Here is a 17,807-nt window from a genome sequence, read left to right as displayed (position 1 = left end):
ATGCCAAAAGAAATCCAAGGTTACTCTCAAAATCCGCAGCCTCTGGTTCAGGCTGCTTTTGAACGAGTTGCCCAGCAATCGATGCATGATTTGTCTTTCTTGCATCCGACGATGGGCATCTATGCCAGTGCATTTTCGTTATTTGAAAATCAATGGGTAGGGGCGGTTATCACCCCTTGGATGTTGAGTGCGATCATCCTGCCGGGTCCTGACCAATATTGGGAGCATCGTGTTGTTGGGGAGAAACTCGGTTTGATTCTCCCTTATGGCGAAATGACTTACACCGTTGGGGAACTGGAAGGACTAACTCAATATTTGGCGTGTTCATTAATGTCGCCATTAGACAGAAAGCTAACTGCAACGCAGGGTGAGCATCTGGCTGATGACTGCGCGCGGATGTTGCTCTCTTTACCTGTGACGGATCCTAATGTCCCTAAATCACCGGAACGTCGCGCTGTGTTCGCTCGTTATCTGGGAGACCAATAATGCATGAAGTCTCTTTATGCCAAAGTGCTGTCGAGATCATTGAACAGCAAGTAAGACAGCATCAGGTGAAAAAGGTGACCGGCGTTTGGTTGGAAATTGGCGCGCTCTCTTGTATTGAAGAGAGCGCCCTTCGTTTTTGTTTTGATATCGCGTGCCGCGGAACTGTGGCACACGGTAGTCAATTGCATATCCTGTATCGTCCTGCTCAAGCATGGTGTTGGGATTGTAGTGAAAGTGTTGATGTTCACACTCACGACGCCGCTTGTCCTAAATGTCACGGTTTTAATCTTAAAGTTGAGAACGGTGACAGCCTGCGAATCAAAGAATTAGAAATCGAATAGATTTTTGATCTAAGAACCTTTTGTGTGATTTAGAGCGAAAATTGTGAATTGACCTTGCGGTGAATCAACCTATTTTTCTGATGTTGCACTAAGCTAACTTCATCACTCACTTATGGAGTAATCATTATGTGTAGTACTTGTGGCTGTGCTTCGGGAGAGCGCAGAATTGAAGGTGATGAGCACCAACATCACCATGATCATGACCACCACCATGGACATGATCACCATCATTCTCATGAGCATGATCATCACCACGATCAACATTCTCATGGGCATGACCATCATGACCACGACCATCATCACCATGACCACAGTCATGCGGAAGAACATAGTGGTAAAACGGTGATTATTCATCACCATTATTACCACCAAGGTGATGTGAACCACTACTATCAATCTGAGCCCGAAACCTGTGGCGTGAAGATTGAAAAACATAAGCATAAACATAAGCACGAGCATCCGCATTCCCATGAACATGCTCATGATCATAGCCATGAAGCGGAATCCACTTTTGCCCCTGCAGGTGACCACCATGACCTCGATTATGGTCAAGGTGAAGCGGGAACCCATGCGCCGGGTATCAGCCAAAAACGCATGTTACAAATTGAGATGGATGTTCTGGATAAAAACAACCATCTAGCCGAGCATAACCGCGAAGATTTTGCGGCAAAAAATATTTTAGCATTGAATCTCGTGTCGAGCCCTGGCTCCGGTAAAACCACCTTACTGACTGAGACCTTGTTGCGTCTGCGTGACAAATTGAACTGCGCGGTGATTGAAGGGGATCAGCAGACCACCAATGATGCTCAGCGTATTCGTGAAACGGGCGTACCTGCCATTCAGGTTAATACTGGTAAAGGCTGCCACTTAGATGCGCAAATGGTGCATGATGCGGTTGACCGTTTAGGTTTGGATGAGAACAGCCTGCTATTCATTGAAAACGTTGGGAACTTAGTCTGTCCGGCGAGTTTTGATCTGGGGGAACGTCATAAAGTTGCGGTGCTGTCTGTCACTGAAGGTGAAGACAAACCCTTAAAATACCCGCATATGTTTGCGGCATCAGACATTATGATCCTCAATAAAATCGACTTGCTGCCGTACCTGCATTTTGATGTCGAAGCATGCATTGCCAATGCAAAACGGGTGAATCCGAATATCCAAGTGATTAAAGTCTCTGCCACTAGCGGTGAAGGGATGGATGCTTGGTTAGCATGGCTGGAGACTCAGCTATGTGCTTAGGAATACCGGGTAAAATCGTTGCGGTGGGCGAAGATGTCCACCAATTGGCGCAAGTTGACGTCTGTGGAGTAAAACGCGACGTGAATATTGGGCTAATTTGTGAAGGTGACACGGCGGATCTGCTAGGTCAATGGGTCTTGGTACACGTTGGCTTTGCAATGAGTGTGATTAACGAAGAAGAGGCTCAAGCCACCCTTGATGCGCTAACGGCGATGAGCCAGTTAGACCATGAAGTGGGGGACTTTACAGGGCTAAATTCGGGAGCAACAGATGCAGTACGTCGATGAGTTTCGCGACCCTGCCTTGGCAAAAGCCTTATTGGCGCATATCCGCAAGCGTATTGCGGATATCCCAAGAGCCAAGCAGCGCCCATTGCAGTTAATGGAAGTGTGCGGTGGTCACACCCACGCTATCTTTAAGTTTGGTATCGACCAGCTTCTTCCTCCTGAAATTGAATTTGTGCACGGACCAGGCTGCCCTGTCTGTGTACTGCCGATGGGACGTATTGATGGCTGCATTGAAATTGCTGAACGTCCTGAAGTGATTTTCTGCACCTATGGCGATGCGATGCGTGTGCCGGGTAAAAATGGCTCTTTACTGGACGCGAAACGCCGCGGGGCGGATGTGCGGATCGTTTATTCACCTTTAGACGCGTTAAATCTTGCCCAGCAACACCCTGAACGTGAAGTGGTGTTTTTCGGTTTGGGGTTTGAAACCACGATGCCGAGTACCGCACTGACACTACAACAAGCGCGTTTACGCCAAGTGAAAAACTTTTCGGTATTTTGCCAACATATCACTATTATCCCAACCCTTCGTAGCCTGCTTGAACAGCCTGATGTGCGAATTGATGGCTTCCTTGCGCCGGGGCACGTCAGTATGGTGATTGGGGCTCATCCTTATCAATTTATTACCCAAGAATTCCATAAACCGCTGGTAGTTACAGGGTTTGAACCCCTCGATATTTTGCAATCTCTTGCCATGCTGGTGGATCAAATTGCGGATGGTCGCTGTGAGGTAGAAAACCAATATAAGCGCATTGTGGCGGATGAAGGCAACTTGCTGGCACTGAAAGCCTTGGATGATGTGTTTGAACTGAAAGCCACCAGTGAGTGGCGCGGATTAGGCGAAATTGCGGGTTCAGGTGTGCAGTTAACTCTTGATTACCAAACCTTTGATGCGGAGCTGCGTTTTAATATCCAGCCTCATCAAGTGTCGGATGACCCTCAAGCACGTTGTGGTGATGTGCTTACGGGGCGCTGTAAACCAAATGAATGCCCGCTGTTTGGGCAACGTTGCACACCACAAACGGCATTTGGCGCGTTGATGGTCTCTTCTGAAGGAGCCTGCGCCGCGTATTACCAATATCGTCGGGAGGCGTAAAATGAGCTCGGATTCTAAAAACGTGGTTACTATGGCTCATGGTAGCGGTGGCCTAGCCATGCAGCAGTTGATTGAACAGCTGTTTTTACAGGCTTTTGCTAACCAAGCTCTCGATGAACGTGAAGACCAAGCGCGCCTTTCTCTCGCAGACATGACGGCATTAGGCGACCGTTTAGCATTCAGTACCGATAGCTACGTGATTGACCCTATTTTTTTCCCCGGTGGCAATATTGGGAAACTGGCGGTTTGCGGTACGGTGAATGACGTAGCGGTTAGCGGTGCTGTTCCAAAATACCTCTCTTGCGGTTTTATCCTTGAAGAAGGTCTACCACTGTCAGATTTGCAAACCATTGTGGAATCCATGGCGGCAACCGCTAAAGCGGCGGGAGTGCAGATCGTGACAGGGGATACCAAGGTTGTACAGCGTGGCGCGGCGGATAAAGTGTTTATCAATACGGCAGGCATTGGTGTGATCCCAACCGAAATTCATTGGGGCGCTCAGCAAATTCAAGTGGGAGATAAAGTGATTGTCAGTGGAACACTGGGCGATCATGGTGCGACCATTTTAAACTTACGTGAACAGCTCGGTTTAGAAGGGCAACTCAGCAGTGATTGTGCGGTTTTAACCCCGATTATTGAGCCTCTACGTGATATTGACGGTGTTCGTGCACTCCGTGATGCTACTCGTGGCGGTGTGAATGCCATTTTGCATGAGTTTGCTCAGGCCAGTGGCTGCGGTATTTCCATCAACGAAGGGGATTTACCCGTTTCTTCCGCCGTTCGTGGCGTATGCGAATTATTAGGCCTAGAACCGCTTAATTTTGCCAACGAAGGCAAATTAGTGATTGTGGTGAAACCTGAAGCTGAACAGCAAGTTTTAGCCGCACTACATCAACATCCATTAGGCGTTAATGCCAAAACCATTGGCAGTGTGACAGAAAATAAACAGGTGAAGCTGGTGGGCATTTTTGGTGCTTCCCGACTGTTAGATTTGCCACATAGCGAGCCATTACCTCGAATTTGTTAGTTATTTGTACCCTAAAAACGGTACCTGAAAACGGTACCGAAATGAAAAAATCACCGATTAGAGGGATATATGATTAAAAAATTAGCGGTTGCCATGTGTTTAATGGGATTAACCCTGCAAGCACAAGCAGCTGAGCCCGCATCATCGACACACACTTTACGACTTGCCATTGGCGCAGAACCTACAGAAGGTTTTGACCCAATGTTGGGTTGGAGCCACGGCAGTTATTTGCTTCTGCATAGCCCACTCTTAAAGCAAAAAGCAGATCTGTCTTGGCACAGTTATATGCTCGAAAGCTACACGCATAATGCAGATGGTAAAGAGTGGATACTGACCTTGAAAAAGGATCTGAAATTCTCGGATGGCTCATCGTTAACGGCAAAAGATGTGGTATTCAGCTACAACAATGCGGCGGCGAGCGGCGGTAAAGTGGATATGGGTAACTTCGCGAAAGCAGAAGAAATCGACCCGCTGACCGTTAAAATCACGTTATCCTCTCCGCAAAGTACGTTTATCAATGTGTTGGGATCGTTAGGGATCGTCTCTGCGGATAAGTATGATGCAAAAACGTATGCTCATAACCCGATTGGGGCAGGTCCATACCGTTTAGTGGCTTTCCAACCGGGTCAACAACTGATTGTTGAGCAAAACCCATACTATGCCGGCCCTAAAAATGATTACGACAAAATGGTGTTTGTGTTCCTTGATGAAGATGCCGCATTTGCTGCTGCACAGAGTGCTCAGCTTGAGGTTGTACGCATTCCACCAGCAGTGGCAAGCAACGCCAATAATGTCCCTAATATGAAGCTGATTGAACGTTACAGCGTGGAAAACCGTGGGATCTCCTTCCCTATTCCACCTGCTGGCGAAAAAGATGCGCAGGGTAACCCAATCGGTAACGACATCACCTCCGATGTGGCTATTCGTAAAGCCATTAACTATGCATTAGACCGCAAGCTGTTGGCAGAATCTGTTCTTGAAGGCTTTGCTGTTCCGGCTTATACCGGTGTCGCTGGGTTACCTTGGAATAACCCTAAATCGTCATTCAAAGATGGGGATTTAGACAAAGCGAAAGCGATTTTGGAAGAGGCCGGCTGGAAGCTGAATAAAGACGGCTTGAGAGAGAAAAATGGTAAAGTGGCGAAACTCACTCTGTGGTACGCCAGTGGGGACACAACTCGCCGCGATTTAGCTCAAGCGATCCGCTCAAGCTTAAAACCGCTCGGTATTGAAATGGATTTGAAATCAGGCAGTTGGGAAACGGTTGAATTGCATATGCATGCCAATCCGACCCTGTTTGGTTGGGGCAGCCTCGACCCAATGGAGTTAGTCCATAACTACAGCAGCAAAGCCGCGGGTGTCGGCTTCTACAATGCGGGTTACTATAAAAACCCAGCGGTGGATGAAATTATCGAAGAAGCGCTACGCCAACCAGACCAAGATGCCGCTATCCCGTTATGGCAACAAGTGGACTGGAACGGCAAAGTGGGTGTGGGCATCCAAGGGGATGCGGCATGGGCTTGGTTGATGAATGTTCAGCATATTTACTTATCAAATCAATGTGTTGATTTAGGTAAAAGCGCCCCCGAAATTCACGGTTCCTGGTCTGTGTTGAATAACGTCGATGAATGGAAGTGGACTTGTAAGTAATGCGAACGACCTTTGGGCTTTTATTGCGATTTATCTGCTTATTAACGGTAACCGCGCTGGGGATTTTTATCCTGCTAAGTTACTCGCCGATTGATCCGATCAAAGCCTATATTGGTAACGACTTGATGCATGTGCCCCCTGAGCAATACCCGCTGATTGCGGCGCGTTGGGGGCTTGATCAACCGCTCTGGATGCAGTTCTGGCGCTGGTTTTCACAAATGCTTCAAGGGGATTTGGGGTATTCGATGCTATATAATACCCCTGTTTTACAAGTGATTTCTGACCGTATTGTTCCTTCACTGGCATTGCTCGGCAGTGCGTGGGTATTTTCCGGTGTGGTCGGGTTTGGGCTTGGGTTAGTCGCTGGGCGCTACCTAAACCGCTGGCCTGACAAAGTTATTTCGGCATTTTGTTATCTACTCGCCTCAATCCCTGTCTTTTGGATAGGTTTATTGCTGCTTTCCCTGTTTGCGGTTTCCTTAAAATGGGCACCAATTTGCTGTGCATGGCCGATTGGCCTCGATGAACAGACCGCCACATTTTCACAAAAAATTCAGCATTTAATTTTACCGGTCATTGCCCTTGGCATGTTGGGCGTGGGCACCATTGCCTTACATACCCGCGCAAAAGTGGCTGAAGTGATGAACAGCGAGTTTATTCATTACGCACAAGCGCAAGGGGATAAAGGCTGGTCAATGATGGGCTTCCATGTGCTTAAACACGCTATTACGCCTGCGATTTGCTTGCAGTTTGCCTCTGTTGGCGAGCTTTTTAGTGGCGCATTATTAGCAGAGAAAGTGTTTGCGTACCCGGGGTTAGGGCAAGCCACCATTGATGCTGGCTTACGCGGAGATGTGCCGCTGTTAATGGGGATAGTGATGCTGTGCGCTGTGCTGATTTTCTTCAGCAATACAATGGCAGATTTGCTATTAAAACGGGTGAATAAGGGAGTGATAAGAGAATCATGACTTATAATCCGAATCGCGCTCTGATCAAACTACTCCTTTCATTAAGTTGCCTGATTTTATTAGGTAGCTACGCCTTTTGGCTGCTCTCTTCTGATATTGAAATGAGCTTGCTTGATAGGCGACAAGCGCCGTCATTGTTGCATTTATTTGGAACAGACAATTTAGGGCGCGATTTATTTGAACGTACATTTCAAGGGCTAGCCACCAGTTTACAAATTGGTTTAACCGCCTCGATCACCAGTGGCATTATCGCCTTGGTGATGGCGGGGTTATCTTCGCTCAATAAAAGCATGGATTATGTCGTGCGCGGCATTATTGACGCGTTACTCGCTCTACCACATTTACTGTTATTGGTACTGATTTGCTTTACGCTAGGCGGCGGGAAAATGGGCGTGATTTGGGCGGTAGCATTAACCCATTGGCCTAAATTAACGCTGATTCTACGTTCTGAACTGCTGCGGGTTCAGCAAACGGATTACATTATGTTATCCCATCGTATTGGCAACAGCGCATTTGAGCGTTTACGCTACCATTACTTACCGATGTTGCTTCCTCAATGGATGGTCGGGACATTATTGATGTTTCCGCACTCCGTGTTACACAGTGCCGCATTAAGTTTCCTCGGGTTTGGGTTAGCACCCCATGAGCCATCGCTGGGCATTCTGCTTTCTGAAGCGTTACGTTACTTGAGTACCGGTGCGTGGTGGATGGTGGTTTTCCCCGGTGCGGCATTGATGGGGTTAGTTCTGCTATTTGACCAATTTGCGAAATCGGCTCAACAATTGTGGTTAAGGGGAGCAACATGCTGAAATTTGAAAATCTGACCATTGATGTGGCGCAATATCGTTGGTTGGGCAAAAAGCAATGGTCTCCATTACTGCAAGATATTTCGCTAGATATTCAACCTGGTGAAATGGTGGCGCTGATTGGCGGTAGTGGTGAAGGTAAAAGTTTATTGCTACAAAGCGCATTAGGATTATTGCCAGACAATATGCGCTGTAAAGGGAATATCGAACTGAATGGTCAAGCCCTGACAGAGAAAACCAAATCCCAGTATCGTGGGAATTCGTTGTGTTACGTGCCTCAAGGTGTGAGCGCGTTAAATCCATTAATTCAGATTGGTCCTCAGCTAGAACGCGCCGCGGTACTTAGCGGGAAGCATATAAAAATGCACGATGTCGCACGACATCTACAAGAGTACAGTTTGCAATCGAGCCTTGTGAATCACTACCCAAGCCAGCTCTCAGGGGGAATGGCTAAAAGGGTACTGGCGAGCAGCGCCACGCTTTCTCGCGCGGAATATATTCTCGCTGATGAGATCTCTTCATGGCTGGATGACGAACATGCGGTGCAATTGCTCGATAATATTAAATCTCTGTGTCGCGATGGTCGCGGTGTGTTATGGGTGACTCATGACCTTTCTATGGCGGTGCGTTTCGCCGATCGCGTGGCACTACTGCGTAATGGTGCGCTTGAAGAAGTACTGAGTAGTCAAAAACTCAAACAAGGTGGTGGCGGACAATGGATCCAATCTCTATGGAATGCTCTGCCGGAACATCAATTTATGATGTTGGATGAATGGAGGTAGCCAGATGCTAGAGATTCAAAATCTGCGTATTGAGCAAGCGGGTAGGGCACTGTGGGATAACCTGAATTTGTCATTGGCAGATAATGAACGGCTTGGCATTTCCGCTCCCAGTGGATTTGGGAAAACGACGCTGGGACGTGTACTCGGTCAGTGGCAAAAGCCCACTGATGGGCAAGTTTTATTGAATGGTGAACCTGTTCCTCATCGCGGTTATTGCCCTATTCAGCTAGTCCCGCAGCACCCAGAAAAAAGCTTTAATCCTTATCGTACCGTAGGTTCCAGTGTTCGTGATGCGTGGGAACCGGATGCCCAATGGTTAGATTACCTTTCTATTAAACCGCAATGGTTAGAGCGGCGCCCCAGCGAGTTATCGGGCGGAGAACTAGCACGGGTAGCTTTACTTCGTGCTCTCGATCCTCGTACTAAAGTGTTGATCGCCGATGAAATCACGGCTCAATTAGATGCCCATCTTCAAAAGGAAGTGTGGCAGCATTTGATCCGTATTTCACAGCAACGCCCCCTCGCGATGATTATTTTTAGCCACAATAAAGCGCTGCTGGAAAAAGTGTGTACCAAGGTGTGGACGGTGGATCCACAATAGCGGTATTAGTGGTCTCGATATTGATTGGATTTCTCTAGAAACAAGTTGGAAGAGCTGTTCAAGGCATTGCCGCCGCGGCGCTGATCCCTGGGGCGTTATCCATTATTACTCAAGCATTTAGTAATGATATCGAGCGAATTAAAGTGATTGGTATCTGGTCAGCAGTTAGTGCGTTATCACTGATTATTGGCCCTATTTTAGGCGGCTTTTTGGTGGATACCTTTGATTGGACAACCATTTTTATCATCAATATTCCGATTGGCTTGTTGACTTTGGTATTGGGTGGACTCGGGATCACGGAAAGTGCCGATCCAGATAAGGCGGCATTAGATCCGGTTGGTCAGTTGTTGAGTATTGTTGCTCTTGGTGGGATCACTTATGGGTTAATTGAAGCCGGGGATCTCGGTTGGGATAGCCCATGGACTCTGGGAAGTTTAGCGCTTGGCGCTGTGGCATTATTGAGTTTTGTTGCCGTAGAGCTGAAGGTGGCTCGCCCCTTATTACCGTTGTATCTATTCAAGAAAAATCCTGATTTTTTTCAATACAATATGGCATCATTTGCCCTCGGGTTTGCTACCTACAGTAATGTGTTTTTTATCGCGCTGTTCTTACAGAAAGGGCAAGATTGGGGGGCGTTTGAAGCAGGCTTACGGATGGCGCCAGAATTTATCGCAATGGCATTGTTTTCATTCGGTTTCGGTCTGCTTTCTCGGCGATACAGTGTCCGTAATATTATGATTATTGGTTTTCTGCTGATAGCTCTGTCGTCCATGCTTTTAACACGAGTTAATGCTGATACCGACTATTTCCCTATTGCGGCCACGTTATTTATTTTGGGGGCGGGCATGGGAATGGCAACACCGGCAATAGGCGCATTGGTGATGTCGAGTGTAGAAAAAGCCTATTCAGGGATGGCATCTGCGGTGATGAACGCATTGAGACAAACAGGTATGACTCTGGGGATCGCCTTACTGGGTACGCTAATGATCCATCGAGCCGTTGATTTATTGCTGAGTAATCAAAAGGTTAATTTACATCTTTCTGATGAGCAGATTGTCGAATTAGTGAATCATCATGGGGTTTTTTCGTCGACGATAATTGAGCAAGCAACCCGCTCAGCCTTTGTTTCGGGTTTTAATTTAGCGATGTTTGGTGGAGCATTAGCCATTTTGCTTTCATTAGCGTTAATGTTTAAACGCTAGCAAAAATTGAGAGTGAGTGACCGATAAAAAAACACCTGCCGAAGCAGGTGTTTGATTTTGTAGATTTGAAGACGTTTACGGCTTATTCGTCTAAGAAGCTGCGCAGAACTTCTGAGCGGCTTGGGTGACGTAATTTACGCAGCGCTTTCGCTTCAATCTGACGGATACGCTCACGGGTAACATCAAACTGTTTGCCCACTTCCTCTAAGGTGTGGTCAGTGTTCATGTCGATACCGAAACGCATACGCAGGACTTTCGCTTCACGTGCGGTTAAGCCAGCCAGAACCTCATGAGTTGCCGAACGTAAGCTTTCTGACGTTGCAGAATCTAATGGTAACTCTAATGTGGTATCTTCAATGAAATCGCCTAAATGTGAATCTTCATCATCACCAATTGGCGTTTCCATGGAGATTGGCTCTTTCGCAATCTTCAGTACTTTACGGATTTTATCTTCCGGCATTAGCATGCGTTCTGCCAGTTCTTCTGGCGATGGCTCACGGCCCATCTCTTGCAGCATTTGACGAGAGATACGGTTCAGTTTGTTGATGGTCTCAATCATGTGAACCGGAATACGGATTGTACGTGCTTGGTCAGCGATAGAACGGGTAATAGCCTGACGGATCCACCATGTTGCATAAGTTGAGAACTTATAACCACGACGGTATTCAAACTTATCAACCGCTTTCATCAGACCGATGTTACCTTCTTGAATCAAATCAAGGAACTGCAGACCACGGTTGGTATATTTCTTCGCGATAGAAATAACCAGACGTAAGTTTGCTTCAACCATCTCTTTCTTCGCACGACGAGCCTTAGCTTCACCGATAGACATACGACGGTTGATGTCTTTAACCTGTTCGATTGTCAGGCCAGTTTCTTCTTCGATTTGACGCAGTCTTTGCAGACAACGCAAAACTTCTTCTTCCACTTCCAGCAGTTTTTCAGACCACGGCTTGTTCATCGCTTTTGCTGCGGTTAACCAAGTTTCGCTGGTTTCATTGCCACTGAATAAGGTGATGAAGTTCTTCTTAGGCATTTTGCACTGTTCAACACACAGCTTCATGATGGTACGTTCTTGCAAACGAACTCTGTCCATCATTTCACGCATGTTGTTGACCAGATAGTCAAACTGCTTAGGTACTAAACGGAACTCTTTGAAAACTTCGGATAATTGCTCGATAGCTGCCGCAGTTTTCGCATCGCTACGACCATATTGTTTAATATGGGTGCGAGTTTTTTCATATTGTTCGCGAAGATCAGAGAATTTCTGACGCGCTAACTCAGGATCGATGCTGTTATCGTCATCGCTATCGCTGTCATCGCCGTCTTCATCTTCTTCGTCTTCGTCGTCTTTATCTAACTCTTCTTGTGGAAGTTCAGAACCTACGTGGGTTGCTGTAGGGGCTAAATCTTCTTCCGCATTTGGGTCAACGAACCCAGTGATGAGATCAGATAAGCGGCTTTCGCCAGCTTCGACGCGGTCATACTGTTCAAGTAAGTAGGTGATAGCCTCAGGATATTCAGCAACAGAGCACTGAACCTGATTAATACCATCTTCGATACGTTTTGCTATGTCGATCTCACCTTCACGGGTAAGAAGTTCGACAGTCCCCATTTCACGCATATACATGCGCACTGGGTCAGTGGTACGGCCGATTTCACTTTCAACACTGGACAATACTTGAGCTGCAGCTTCAGCCGCATCTTCATCCGTGTCGGAAGTATTTTCAGCCAAAATTAAATCATCGGCATCAGGTGCTTCTTCCATGACCTGGATGCCCATGTCATTAATCATCTGGATGATATCTTCAATCTGATCCGAATCGACGATATCTTCCGGCAGATGGTCGTTTACCTCAGCATAGGTTAAATAACCTTGCTCTTTACCCTTGGTGACGAGTAGCTTAAGCTGTGACTGCGGGTTTTGCTCCATAAGACGGTATCCACACTTCTGAGTATTTAAATTGGTGTCGGTCGGCGAAACTAACGGCCAACAAGAACATTTAAAGGGACATTTGACTACGCGCTACGCCCTTTATATTTCGTAGCATTTACAGGCATTTGCCTTGTTATTTGCGGCACTTAAGCCGTTCTGTATACTATTTTTTGGATGCTTTACGTTTTCACTCGTGAAAGAGTGATTAGACGGACTTCTTCGCGCTCTTCAGGTGTCAGCCTTTGTGTTCGTTCTTTCGCTATCAGATAGTCGAAACGCTCATCGAGGGCGCTATTAAATAGATGATTTAGAGCATCTATAAAGGTATTTTCCGCTATTTCCTCTATTTCTATATCGTTCCATGTTGCGAGTTTTTCAAGTTGTTTCGCGAAATTATTATCGCGATAACGTTCTAGCAACTGCCCAGTGGTCATTCCGGGGGTGGAACGGCAAACTTCAACCAATTCCTGAAATAGAGAAAGCCCCGGCATTTGGATATGGGCAATTCCCTCTAGCGAGGGAACAAGCTCCGAAAAGTTCGGATTTTGCACCAACAACGCGATAAGTATACGCATTGTTGTTGGTTTCAGTTTGGGTGCCTGATAGTTAACTGGCTCAGTACTCTCTCTATCAATCATAGCAAGAACTTGGGAAATATCCGGTATACCAATGAAATTTCCTAGCTCTTGTGCCATATAGAGGCGCAGAGTTTCACCCGGAATCTGTTTTATCAATGGGATAGCAAGTTTACTAATTTTTGCTCGACCCTCTTGGGTTTTTAAGTCCACTTGGGGAACTAAAGAGTCAAACAAAAAGGTGGAAAGACTTTGCGCATTTTCCATGCGTTGCTCAAAGGCGTCTTTTCCTTCTTTGCGTACCAATGAATCTGGGTCTTCGCCATCAGGTAAAAACATAAAACGGAGTTGGCGACCATCGGTTAGATAGGGAAGGGCGTTTTCAAGTGCACGCCAAGCGGCATCTCTTCCTGCTCTATCTCCGTCATAACAGCAAATTACGGTATCTGTTGAACGATAGAGCAATTGAATATGCTCAGAGGTTGTAGAGGTGCCAAGTGATGCAACCGCATAGCGGATGTCATACTGTGCGAGTGCTACAACGTCCATATAGCCTTCAACAACAAGTAATTTTGCAAGCTCACTACTATTTTGCGTGGCTTCATAAAGGCCAAAAAGTTGGCGTCCTTTATGGAATATATCGGTTTCTGGGGAGTTTAAATATTTTGGCAATGCATCGCCTAACACCCGTCCACCAAATGCAATTACGCGACCGCGACGATCCCGAATAGGGAACATGATTCGCTCTCTAAAGCGATCATATACGCGACCATTATCATTAGTGACCAGCATACCCGCTTCATCAAGTTGCTGACGGCTTTCTGGATTCACTGCAAATTTCTTTAAAAGGTTGTCCCAGCCTGCGGGCGCAAAACCAATCGAAAAATGCGAGATAATATCTGCACTTAAACCACGTTGGCTTAAATAATCTTTGGCTTTATTGGCCGATGGATGATTTAAGGCAGCGCAGTAAAACTGATTTATTTTTTCCATCAATTGGTACAAATTTTGACGCTGATGGAGTTCAATTTGGCTGGTTCCGGTTCCTTTTTCGTAAGGAACATCCAGACCGTGTAATGCGGATAACTCTTCTATTGCTTCGACAAAATCTAATTTGTCGTAATTCATCAGAAAATCGATGGCGTTACCATGGGCACCACAACCGAAACAATAGTAAAATTGTCTCTCACCATTGACAGTAAATGATGGTGTTTTTTCGTTATGAAAAGGACAGCAAGCGTGATGGTTCTTACCCTGTTTTTTTAACGGGACTTTTGCATCGACTAAATCAATGATATCGGTTCGAGCGAGTAAGTCATTGATAAATGAACGCGGAATTCGTCCAGCCATAAGCCTCTTTTTCGCCTGTTGATGAACGATAATAAGCCGCGCTTCCGTTAGGAAAGCACGGCCTTTAACTGCTAACTACTTACTTGTCTGTATTGGCTGCGATTAAAATCGCAATCAATTAGTACAGACGAGTACGGCGTGCGTTTTCGCGAGCCAGTTTTTTAGCGTGACGCTTTACAGCTGATGCTTTAGCGCGTTTACGTTCAGTCGTTGGTTTTTCATAGAATTCACGACGACGAACTTCTGCTAAAACTCCTGCTTTTTCACAAGAACGTTTGAAACGACGCAGTGCTACGTCGAATGGCTCGTTTTCACGTACTTTAATTACCGGCATGTGCCTCTCACCTCAATAGAAATCGGTTTGTTGCTGGTTTTTGTTCACCAGCCGTCATTTAAAATGGTGCGGAATTTTACTTCAATGAGTACGGGTTTGTAAAGTGCCGTATAAAATTGAATCACGCAAGATCACCTGTTTTGCCTCAGCTTTAATCAATAAAGTGAGAAAAACCAGATAATAATGAGAATTTGCCACACGAAATTTTTATTACAGGGGTCTGATTATAGACTATACAACTTGGAAAGTCAGCCTTTTGCTGGGATTAATTGTGGGATTTCATGACTTTTTATTACGCAATGACGCAAATTTAGGCGCGATGGTGCAAATTTAGTGATAGACTTGCCCTCATGCAACAAACAAGGGTAGTGCAATGCGTGTTTTAGGTATCGAAACATCTTGCGATGAAACTGGAATCGCAATCTATGATGATAAACTGGGTCTACTTGCGAACCAGTTATACAGCCAAATTAAAGTTCATGCTGATTACGGCGGTGTCGTACCCGAATTAGCCTCTCGTGATCATATCCGCAAAACAGTACCGCTGATTCAAGCGGCACTCAAAGAAGCCAATTTAACCCGCGAAGATATCGATGCCGTTGCGTACACCGCAGGTCCCGGTTTAGTGGGTGCATTGATGGTGGGAGCGACGGTGGGTCGTGCGCTGGCGTTTGCGTGGGATGTACCTGCGGTTGCTGTGCATCACATGGAAGGGCATTTGCTCGCTCCTATGCTGGAAGAAAAAAGCCCAGAGTTCCCATTTGTGGCATTGCTAGTGTCTGGTGGTCATACCCAGCTAATTAGCGTGACGGGCATTGGTGAATATGAACTTCTCGGTGAATCCATCGATGATGCAGCAGGCGAAGCATTCGATAAAACGGCGAAATTACTCGGTTTAGACTATCCGGGGGGGCCTGTGTTATCACGCATGGCGCAGCAAGGCGTTGCAGGGCGTTTTGTTTTCCCTCGCCCGATGACTGACCGTCCGGGGCTGGATTTCAGTTTTTCCGGCTTGAAGACGTTTGCGGCAAATACGATCCGCGATAATCCTGATGATCCTCAAACTCGCGCTGATATCGCTCGTGCTTTTGAAGATGCAGTTGTGGATACGCTCGCGATAAAATGTAAGCGCGCGCTTGAGCAAACTGGCTTTAAACGCTTAGTGATGGCCGGTGGTGTGAGTGCTAACCGTACTTTACGCGCCAAAATGGAAGAAGTTTTGAAACAGCGTGGCGGCGAAGCATTTTATGCACGCCCTGAGTTTTGTACCGACAATGGTGCAATGATTGCTCTCGCGGGCTTAATTCGCTTAAAAGGCGGTGCAAATGCAGATTTAGGCGTGACCGTTCGTCCTCGCTGGCCGCTTGCAGAGTTGCCACCGTTAGATGAAGGCGCTGTTAAATAATTAATTATGTTTTGAACATAATTAAAGTGAGGGCTAGCGTATTACGTTAGCCCTCTATTTTTTAATGTAAAATGTTTTTAGTGCAAGATAGTCACTGCATCTTCTAAACGAATGGAACGATCTTTAACGTGATTTGCGGTCTCGGTGCTCTGCTCAACGAGTAAGCTGCTTTGTTGAGTGATGGATTCCAGTTCACTGACGGCTTGTGTGATATCAGAGATCCCAGAGGCTTGCTCCGTTGTAGCATGGCTAATATGGGTAATTAGCTGTGTTACGTTTTGCACTTGATCCACAATCTCTTTCATTGTGTTCCCCGCCGCGTAGACTTGGTCTTTACCGGAGCTCACTTTCTTCTCACAGTTATTGATAAGTTCGCGAATATCGTTCACTGCACTGGCACTGCGGCTCGCTAAGCTACGAACTTCATTGGCGACGACCGCAAAGCCTTTACCTTGCTCACCGGCTCTAGCGGCTTCCACGGCAGCATTCAGTGCCAAAATATTGGTTTGGAATGCAATATCTTTAATCACATCGGTGATGGAGTTAATTTTACTGGTGCTATGGACGATTTCATCCATGGTGGTGACGACCGCATCCATCATTTCTCCCCCATTAACGGCCGTTTCACTGGTTTCGTTCGATAGCACATCGGCTTTATGCGTGTTGTCCGCATTCATCTTAACGGAGACCGCCATTTGATTCATGGTAGCGGCGGTTTGCTGCATATAGCCTACGGTACGCTGTGTATGACTATCGAGTTCACCACAATCGCTCACTAACGATTGGCTTCCTTTACGGACGTTATCTACTTGCTCAGAGACATCGTTAATCAGCCAGCGACACACTAAGCCTAGCTGGCCAATGGAGCGCAGTATCTGCCCAATTTCATCAACGCGGTTCATGTGATCAATGCTATTACGGTTACCTCGCGCTACGCTTAATGCCTGAGACATAATATTTTCGAGCGGCTTCGCAAAACTACGTTCTAACATCACATTACCGAGTAGCAGGGTTATTAAGGTGAATAAGCTGGTCAGTAGTAGTGCATTGCCGGATAGACCCGATAAACCCGCCATCGCCATCCACAGAACAAATAAGCTGCTGGAAATTAAACGGCAACGCCAGCGAACAGATAGGGTTGAAAGTGAGAATCGGCGGCGTTTTGGCAGCACGATCCCCTTATAAATTCGGCGATTGCTACGATTTTCGACTAGAGTTTTATACAGCGGCTCAACCGCGGCGATTTCCTCTCGGGTCGCGCGTAGACGAATGGACATATAACCGGTGATGACACCTTTTCGCTGCATAGGGATGATATTAGCGCGAACCCAGTAATGGTCGCCATTTTTACGGCGATTTTTGACGATCCCAGTCCAAGGCTCTCCCATTTTTAAGGTACGCCACATATCCGCAAAGGCGGCTTTAGGCATATCTGGATGACGAATAATACGGTGTGGTTGCCCCATTAATTCATCGAGGTCATACCCGCTGACTTGCACAAAAAAATCATTAGCGTGAATAATATTCCCTTGAAGGTCGCTTGTGGTCATCAAGGTGATATCTTCATCTAAGATATGCTCATTTTGGGTTACATAAGGAGTTCTGCTCATTTTATATTCACTTTTATAGTTAAGTTTTCCTTTATATAGTCGACAGTTTTTAATTATTCATTAGTAATAAATTTGCAATCTTTTAACTATTTTTTAAAAGTGTGCGCTAAGT

General features: G+C 46.3%; 16 protein-coding genes and 1 pseudogene. 13 read left to right on the top strand and 4 right to left on the bottom strand.

Going from position 1 to position 17,807, the window contains the following annotated elements; translation table 11 throughout:
* The 12 genes from hybE to GKR48_RS08040 all read left to right on the top strand — a co-directional run bounded on the left by hybE (nucleotide 1) and on the right by GKR48_RS08040 (nucleotide 10,485).
* Nucleotides 1-486 (top strand): hydrogenase-2 assembly chaperone, encoded by a 486-nt coding sequence (gene hybE, locus GKR48_RS08095; protein ID WP_108478511.1) that lies wholly within the window; start codon nucleotides 1-3, stop codon nucleotides 484-486.
* Complete coding sequence (gene hypA, locus GKR48_RS08090) at nucleotides 486-827, top strand: hydrogenase maturation nickel metallochaperone HypA (protein WP_154603408.1); 342 nt, start codon at nucleotides 486-488, stop codon at nucleotides 825-827. Before hybE ends, hypA begins: the two co-directional genes overlap by 1 nt.
* A gap of 126 nt (nucleotides 828-953) precedes the next feature.
* On the top strand, nucleotides 954-2,066 hold the full coding sequence (gene hypB / locus GKR48_RS08085) for a hydrogenase nickel incorporation protein HypB (RefSeq protein ID WP_154627705.1): 1,113 nt from the start codon (nucleotides 954-956) through the stop codon (nucleotides 2,064-2,066).
* Nucleotides 2,057-2,353: a hydrogenase maturation factor HybG gene (gene hybG / locus GKR48_RS08080; RefSeq protein WP_036956233.1), complete on the top strand. Its 297-nt coding sequence runs from the start codon at nucleotides 2,057-2,059 to the stop codon at nucleotides 2,351-2,353. The genes hypB and hybG overlap by 10 nt, the downstream gene beginning before the upstream one ends.
* On the top strand, nucleotides 2,337-3,449 hold the full coding sequence (hypD, locus tag GKR48_RS08075; RefSeq protein WP_154627704.1) for a hydrogenase formation protein HypD: 1,113 nt from the start codon (nucleotides 2,337-2,339) through the stop codon (nucleotides 3,447-3,449). Before hybG ends, hypD begins: the two co-directional genes overlap by 17 nt.
* 1 nt (nucleotide 3,450) lies before the next feature.
* Complete coding sequence (gene hypE / locus GKR48_RS08070; RefSeq protein WP_154627703.1) at nucleotides 3,451-4,476, top strand: hydrogenase expression/formation protein HypE; 1,026 nt, start codon at nucleotides 3,451-3,453, stop codon at nucleotides 4,474-4,476.
* Nucleotides 4,477-4,545: 69 nt separating this feature from the next.
* Nucleotides 4,546-6,126, top strand: coding sequence for an ABC transporter substrate-binding protein (locus GKR48_RS08065; protein ID WP_154627702.1), 1,581 nt, complete (start codon nucleotides 4,546-4,548; stop codon nucleotides 6,124-6,126).
* A complete protein-coding gene (locus GKR48_RS08060) occupies nucleotides 6,126-7,094 on the top strand; it encodes an ABC transporter permease (protein ID WP_154627701.1) in 969 nt (322 codons plus the stop codon). Before GKR48_RS08065 ends, GKR48_RS08060 begins: the two co-directional genes overlap by 1 nt.
* Entirely contained in the window at nucleotides 7,091-7,903 is an 813-nt protein-coding gene (locus GKR48_RS08055) for an ABC transporter permease (RefSeq protein WP_154627700.1), read from the top strand. Before GKR48_RS08060 ends, GKR48_RS08055 begins: the two co-directional genes overlap by 4 nt.
* Entirely contained in the window at nucleotides 7,897-8,682 is a 786-nt protein-coding gene (locus tag GKR48_RS08050) for an ATP-binding cassette domain-containing protein (RefSeq protein WP_154627699.1), read from the top strand. The genes GKR48_RS08055 and GKR48_RS08050 overlap by 7 nt, the downstream gene beginning before the upstream one ends.
* Before the next feature lie 4 nt (nucleotides 8,683-8,686).
* Complete coding sequence (locus GKR48_RS08045; RefSeq protein WP_154627698.1) at nucleotides 8,687-9,283, top strand: ATP-binding cassette domain-containing protein; 597 nt, start codon at nucleotides 8,687-8,689, stop codon at nucleotides 9,281-9,283.
* A 65-nt stretch (nucleotides 9,284-9,348) separates the two neighbouring features.
* Nucleotides 9,349-10,485: an MFS transporter gene (locus GKR48_RS08040; protein WP_442959364.1), complete on the top strand. Its 1,137-nt coding sequence runs from the start codon at nucleotides 9,349-9,351 to the stop codon at nucleotides 10,483-10,485.
* 82 nt (nucleotides 10,486-10,567) lie between these two features.
* Here GKR48_RS08040 and rpoD read toward each other — a convergent pair.
* The 3 genes and pseudogenes from rpoD to rpsU all read right to left on the bottom strand — a co-directional run.
* Nucleotides 10,568-12,436: pseudogene (gene rpoD, locus GKR48_RS08035) on the bottom strand (RNA polymerase sigma factor RpoD); the annotation flags it as partial.
* 164 nt (nucleotides 12,437-12,600) lie between these two features.
* A complete protein-coding gene (gene dnaG / locus GKR48_RS08030) occupies nucleotides 12,601-14,346 on the bottom strand; it encodes a DNA primase (protein ID WP_154627695.1) in 1,746 nt (581 codons plus the stop codon).
* A gap of 118 nt (nucleotides 14,347-14,464) precedes the next feature.
* Nucleotides 14,465-14,680, bottom strand: a complete 216-nt coding sequence (gene rpsU / locus GKR48_RS08025) for a 30S ribosomal protein S21 (RefSeq protein ID WP_001144069.1) — start codon at nucleotides 14,678-14,680, stop codon at nucleotides 14,465-14,467.
* Nucleotides 14,681-15,053: 373 nt separating this feature from the next.
* Here rpsU and tsaD point away from each other — a divergent pair, with 373 nt between their 5' ends.
* Entirely contained in the window at nucleotides 15,054-16,085 is a 1,032-nt protein-coding gene (tsaD, locus tag GKR48_RS08020; protein WP_036956254.1) for a tRNA (adenosine(37)-N6)-threonylcarbamoyltransferase complex transferase subunit TsaD, read from the top strand.
* A 77-nt stretch (nucleotides 16,086-16,162) separates the two neighbouring features.
* Here the strand turns inward: tsaD and GKR48_RS08015 are convergent, their stop codons facing one another.
* On the bottom strand, nucleotides 16,163-17,695 hold the full coding sequence (locus GKR48_RS08015) for a methyl-accepting chemotaxis protein (RefSeq protein ID WP_154627694.1): 1,533 nt from the start codon (nucleotides 17,693-17,695) through the stop codon (nucleotides 16,163-16,165).
* Nucleotides 17,696-17,807 lie beyond the last annotated feature (112 nt).

The sequence above is a fragment of the Providencia sp. wls1943 genome, from assembly GCF_009706275.1.
GTDB lineage: Bacteria > Pseudomonadota > Gammaproteobacteria > Enterobacterales > Enterobacteriaceae > Providencia > Providencia zhijiangensis.
The sequence above is the reverse complement of the archived record's forward strand: the minus strand, read 5'-3'. Positions and strand labels throughout refer to the sequence as shown.